At 46.7% G+C, this 6013-nt stretch carries 4 protein-coding genes and 1 pseudogene; 1 reads left to right on the top strand and 4 read right to left on the bottom strand.

All coding sequences use genetic code 11. From position 1 onward, the window contains the following. The coding region (locus B3O33_RS01005) for an efflux RND transporter permease subunit (RefSeq protein WP_292362752.1) at window positions 1-1301 on the top strand (1301 nt) is incomplete at its 5' end. Window positions 1302-1340: 39 nt separating this feature from the next. Here B3O33_RS01005 and B3O33_RS01000 read toward each other — a convergent pair. From B3O33_RS01000 to tsaE, 4 genes and pseudogenes are all read right to left on the bottom strand, one after another. Continuing rightward, window positions 1341-2456, bottom strand: a complete 1116-nt coding sequence (locus B3O33_RS01000) for a hypothetical protein (RefSeq protein ID WP_292361957.1) — start codon at window positions 2454-2456, stop codon at window positions 1341-1343. 27 nt (window positions 2457-2483) lie between these two features. Beyond that, a complete protein-coding gene (mutL, locus tag B3O33_RS00995; protein WP_292362751.1) occupies window positions 2484-4160 on the bottom strand; it encodes a DNA mismatch repair endonuclease MutL in 1677 nt (558 codons plus the stop codon). A gap of 48 nt (window positions 4161-4208) precedes the next feature. Beyond that, entirely contained in the window at window positions 4209-5618 is a 1410-nt protein-coding gene (locus B3O33_RS00990; protein WP_292361959.1) for an N-acetylmuramoyl-L-alanine amidase, read from the bottom strand. A 101-nt stretch (window positions 5619-5719) separates the two neighbouring features. Then, window positions 5720-6013, bottom strand: a pseudogene (gene tsaE, locus B3O33_RS00985) (tRNA (adenosine(37)-N6)-threonylcarbamoyltransferase complex ATPase subunit type 1 TsaE); the annotation flags it as partial.

The following is a 6013-nucleotide window of genomic DNA, read 5'->3' as shown; positions in this document are numbered from 1 at the left end:
AACGGGGAGCCGATACCTTTGGCACCCATTACAGTGAATATGAAGTGGATCTGGAGCCACTGTCAGGTTCTGAACAACAGGCGATTTTGGATGAAATCCGCGAAATCCTTGAAGAATTCCCGGGGATCAGCTCTGAGGTGAATACCTTTCTGACAGAGCGTATCGATGAGACTATCTCGGGCTATACCTCGCCGGTTGTCGTCAATATTTATGGTAATGATCTTGATGCTCTGGATTACAAAGCACGTGAAGTGGCTGATGTGATGGCAGACATTGAGGGCGCAACGGATATTCAGTTACGTGCACCACCAGGCGAACCTCAGTTGCAAGTGCGGATAAAACTCGAAGAATTACCCCAATGGGGCTTGCAACCGGCGACGGTGATGCAAAACATTAAAGCTGCCTTTGATGGTATTAAAGTGGGTCAGATTGCCGAAGGGAACCGTCTATTTGATATTAACGTGGTTCTGCCACCGCAATTACGTGAACAGCCACATCACTTATTAAGTTTGCCGTTGCGTACTCTGGATAATCGTATGCTGACGTTAGGCGATGTCGCCGAAGTACAGCAGGTTTCAGGTCGTCACGCGATTCTGCACCATGGTGCTCAACGACTGCAAACCATCACTTGCAATGTCAGCGGTCGTGATTTACGTTCTTTCTTTAATGAATTACAGCAACGTGTGCATCAGCAGGTACAGTTTGATGCGGATAACTATCCTGAATTTACCGGCACCGCTGTGGCTGAAGCCGAATCGCGTAAGGATCTGTTAGTGCACTCGGTTCTGGTCGGGCTGGTAGTGTTGATTTTGCTGTTTATGGCTCTGCGCAGTGTGCGGAATACCTGGCTGGTGTTATTAAATCTGCCTTTTTCATTATTAGGAGGTGTGATGGCGGCCTGGTTAACCGGTGGGGTGTTATCTATTGGTTCGCTGGTCGGATTTGTCACACTGTTTGGTATCACACTGCGTAATGCGATTATGCTGGTGTCACACTACCAGCACCTGATTGAACATGAGGGTAAAGTCTGGAACATGGAAACAGCTATTCAAGGTGCACTTGAGCGTCTGCCATCAATATTGATTACAGCGTTGGTAACTGCATTGGCGATGCTGCCGATTGCTATCAACGCGGATAGTCCGGGACGCGAAATAATGGGGCCGATGGCTGCCATTATTATTGGAGGATTGATTTCGTCAACTTTGCTGACTTTGTTAGTTTTGCCCAGTGTGATGTTGCGTTATGGCGAATTTAAAAAACGTCGGGTCAGTCAAATGGAAACCACCATGCAAACGCAATAATGCCGAGTACAAATGCGATCAAAATGATTTCAACAATCATCAGCGACCAATAGCAAAGGTTTCTGTGGTGTTACTTTTCTGTTCAGCAAAGAATTGATAGATATCTTTCAACTCTTCGCCGGAAAAACGGATCAGAATCAATTCCTGTCCCGGATGAATGATGTTTGGATCATATCCCATGGTATGGGTATTAAAGTTATAGACATAACTGGTCGAGACTTTCTGATGCAGGATTTTACCAAGAAAAGAACTTAAACCAGTGGGCAAAGGTTCATCGGCGTCCGCCGGAATAAGCACACTGACATTTTGTTCAGCACCGTTTCGTTGCAGACGGATACCCTGACGAAAATTACGAATCAAACCTGTTTGAATAATGCCCCACAAACCTTGGACATCTTCTTCTGTTACCCGATGCAGATAAAACAGACTGTCCTGCATTTCGGCTGTATCACTATCAATTAAATCGGCGATATCCAGCTTCTGTACACCACGACTGATCGTCACAGACATTTCCTGATCCGCTGGTATATCAGCATCTGCCAGTTCGCTGGCTTTAATCTGCCTGACCTGTTTCTGTTGACGGATCTGTGTAACAGGTGCTGTGTGATCGATATCATCACGTTTTAATAACTCCACCAGCGGAGCAGTGATGGTCTCGCCCTGCTCAGTCACAATGGTAACGGGAGCGATATGATCCTCTTCTTCAGCTTCCAGCTCCTGTAACGTGGTATTTTCGCTGATTTGTTCAGTATAGCGGAGAGTCAGGGGGGTATTAGCGCTAAGCGATTTATCATCCATCAGACTTTTCAGTGTCGTGACACGTTGTTCCAGCTCCGGCAGAGCAATAATACTGTCTGGTCGGACAAACATATCTTCGTATTCATTGACAATAATCGAATCCGAGTTGGAATCAGCCAAACGATCTACAAACTCTTCTGCTTCCTGCTCACGAATGGTTTCACTGTCGGGCAACTCTTCTGCGGAGCGGATTATTTCCAGCGGTAAATCCGGTTCGATGACTTCTATCGGAGGATCAACAGTGAGCTCACTGCGATTTGGCGGGGCGTCACTCCATAACAAGTAGCCAAACAGTAATAACACGATAACAGCGAGTATCGCCGCGACTATTGTAGAACCTGTACGGGCTCGATCCATTTGAAAACCGCCTCAGTGCATGTTTATTCAGTCCGAGAATAAGCTACCCAGTGTTAGCAAATCAAGTTTCCGGCACCATGACTGATGAATACATTCCGACGGGGATACATTCTGCAGCCATTGCTCAGTCTGTTGCGGTTGAATCGTGTCAGTCGTTTGCAGCAGGTTCAACAGATGTTGACCCAGCATTGTGGCATCCATATTTTTTTGGCTGACCGCATCTATGACGCTGATCACCATGGTTTTCAGATCTAACTGTGCCAGCGCGACAGGAATTTTTTTAATGATGAGTGAATCATCCTGTGGCTGCAGTTCGAAACCAAAGTTGTCCAGCAAGCTCTGTTGTTCAGCAACAGCTACTTGCTGAGCGGCAGTACAAGGGATATTCAGTGGAACTAATATCGGGCGGCTTTGTAATGGCAGTTTTTGCAGATGCCCGGCAAATTGTTGCTGGCGCAAAGTTGACAGAGCCCTGGGTAAATCAATCAGGTAATGCTGTTGCTGAAACAGTGCCCAGGCAAAGCGTTGATGCAATACCTGTATTAACTGAAAACCATCTGTTGAATTGGATCGATTCACCGGAAATGCTATCTGCAGTGACGATTCATGCCGGGCATTGGAAAACTGGTGCTCCTGATAGCTGGCAGTGGATTCTGCAATACGTGGTGCAGAAGAAGCTGATGACGGTACGGAGTGCACAGGTCTGATTTGTCCATGTAATTCATCGCTAATGGCCCGATGAATAAGGCCGTGAATCAGTCGGGTCTCGCGAAACCGAACTTCGTGTTTGGTAGGATGCACATTAATATCCACTCGGTCCAGTGGAATTGTCATGTATAAAACATAAGCCGGATGCCGGCCGGCCGGAATGAGATCCGCATAAGCCTGACGAATCACCTGACTTATCAGTCGATCCCGGATGACCCGGCCATTAATAAAAAAGTATTGCTGATCGGCTTGTGGCCGATGTGCTTCGGTATGACCCAACCAACCCTTGATATTGATGACATCAAATTGCTGGTCAATAACAAGTGCTTGTTTGACGAAGGTTTGTCCACAGATTTCCCCAATCCTGGCTAATTGCTGTGCATCGCTCTGAGCAATCGGCAGATTTAATTTTTGCTGACCATTTAAATTACACTGAAACCGCACATCAAATCGGCTTAATGCCAGACGTTGCAGTGTCGTGAGAATCTGTTGCTGTTCGGTGCGGGCACTACGGAGAAAGCGTCGGCGTGCAGGCAGGTTGAAGAAAAGATCACGCACCGCCACGGTCGTACCTTTCGGATGTGGAACCGGCTCAGGCATATCTGTTTCAAAATGGATTTGCCAGCCACATTCACTATCATGTTGTCTGGAAATCAAACTCAGATTGGAAACCGAGCTGATACTGGGTAAGGCTTCTCCACGAAATCCCAGACTGGAAATCTGGCTCAGCTGATCACTGGAAGAAATTTTGCTGGTGGCATGGCGACTGAGTGCCAGACAGAGATCATCAGGATGAATACCTGAGCCATTGTCCCGAACCTGAATCAGCTGACTGCCGGATCCTTCAATGGTGACATCAATTTCCGTTGTGGCTGCATCAAGGCTGTTTTCGACCAGCTCCTTAATGACTGATGCCGGGCGTTCGATAACTTCGCCAGCCGCAATCTGATTGGCGAGTTGCAAGGGGAGAGCATGGATACGTTTCGGTGTCAGCATTGACACAGTTTAACAGTTGCGAAGAGGAATTCCGCAGTCAAAAAACGCTTAAGGAATTTTCAGTATATCACCAACATGTAAGGTACTGGTTTGCAGATTGTTGGTTGATTTAAGTTCCATCATATTCACACGATAACGCTGTGCAATGGCACTGAGTGTATCTCCACGGCTGACAATATGCTGCTGAGGTTTGACCTGCTGTGTGATGGGGTTACGCTGGAAATAGCTGCGAATCCCGGCCAACATGGCTTGAGCAAGTTTGTTCTGGTGATTGACATCGTTGAGCTTGCGTTCTTCTTCGGGGTTAGAAATAAATGCTGTTTCTACCAGAACCGATGGAATATCCGGTGACTTAAGTACCACGAAAGCCGCTGATTCAACTTGTTTTTTATGCACAGGTCCAACCCGCTTCAAGCCACCCAGAACACTGTTGCCGACTTCCAGACTGGCTTCCAGACTGGCAGTTTGAGACAAGTCGAGTAATACCGACGCCAACAAATCATCTTTGTCTTCCAGACTGATTCCACCAGCCAGATCTGCAGCATTTTCCCGATCAGCCAAAATCTGGGCTGCTTCACTGCTGGCACCGCGGGAAGACAGAACATAGACGGAAGAGCCTTTGGCACTGGTACGCTGAAACGCATCGGCATGGATAGAGATAAACATATCAGCACCGTTTTGTTTGGCACGTTGAATACGCTGTCTCAGGGTAATAAATTCATCTCGATCCCGCGTCATATAAGCTCGCATGCCCGGCTCGTCGTTAACCAGTTTAGCCAGTCGTCGTGAGATGGCCAGTACGACATCTTTTTCCCGCGTACCGTTGCGGCCAATGGCTCCCGGATCACGACCGCCATGGCCAGGATCAATTGCGATAACAATATCACGACGTGGTAATACTGGTCTGCTTCTCACGGTTGTTGCAGTTGCCTGCGGCAGCTCACTGGATGTTGTTTTAGCCTGCGAGGGAGCGTCATTATTTTTTGCCTGATTAGACGAAGGCTGATCAGTCGATGTTTCAGCATTGGGGTCTGGAGATTGGGTCGTTTTATTTTTGGCAACAGCAGCAGTGGCTGGCCCATGTTTTAAATCAACCAGCAGACGATGGGAGTATTCACCTTCAGGAATCAAGGCTCGGATTTCATAATCTGTGGCTTGTTTAAGATCAAATACCAAACGATAGGTATTTTGATCGTGCTGGGCATGGCGAATTTTATCGACCACGGCACTGTTGAAAGTGGGGGCAATTAAGGCTTTATTGACTTTGGCCGCTTTAATATCCACAACTAAACGATGCGGGTTGGTCAGGGTAAAACTCTTGTACTCCAGTGCTTTATCCAGATCCAGCACAACGCGGGTCAGGTTTTCATTTTGGGAGACACGGATATTTTCTACCGATGCGCTATGCGCCGTGGCAGTTAATATCAGCATTATCCATCCCAATAATAAACGAGACATAGTCAGTTCCTGCAATTTACTCAGCCTTAGTTTGTGATTGAAGGAATAAAAAATCAAGACTTTTTTCTATATTTTTAAAAGAGATACAGAGTAAAGCTGAATTAATTGTGAAGTTTTTCGCAGATATCTGACGCGACTTCTGAATAAGCAGTAAGAATCACTTGTCGGCCGGAAGACTGATAATTCAATGAGATCAGCAGATCCGGTTCAGGTAATACACCTTTACCTTGCTCCGGCCATTCGATTAATGTCAGGGTATTTGCAGAAAAATAATCCTCAATACCGAGATAGAGTAATTCTTCCGGATCCGCCAGGCGATACAGATCAAAATGATAAATATCCCGCTGATGGATAATGTAATGTTCCACCAGAGTGTAGGTCGGACTTTTGACTTA

This window comes from Methylophaga sp. UBA1464, from assembly GCF_002325665.1.
In the GTDB taxonomy this organism is placed as follows: domain Bacteria; phylum Pseudomonadota; class Gammaproteobacteria; order Nitrosococcales; family Methylophagaceae; genus Methylophaga.
Note: the sequence above shows the minus strand (reverse complement) of the source record. Positions and strands in the feature narration are given on the sequence as shown.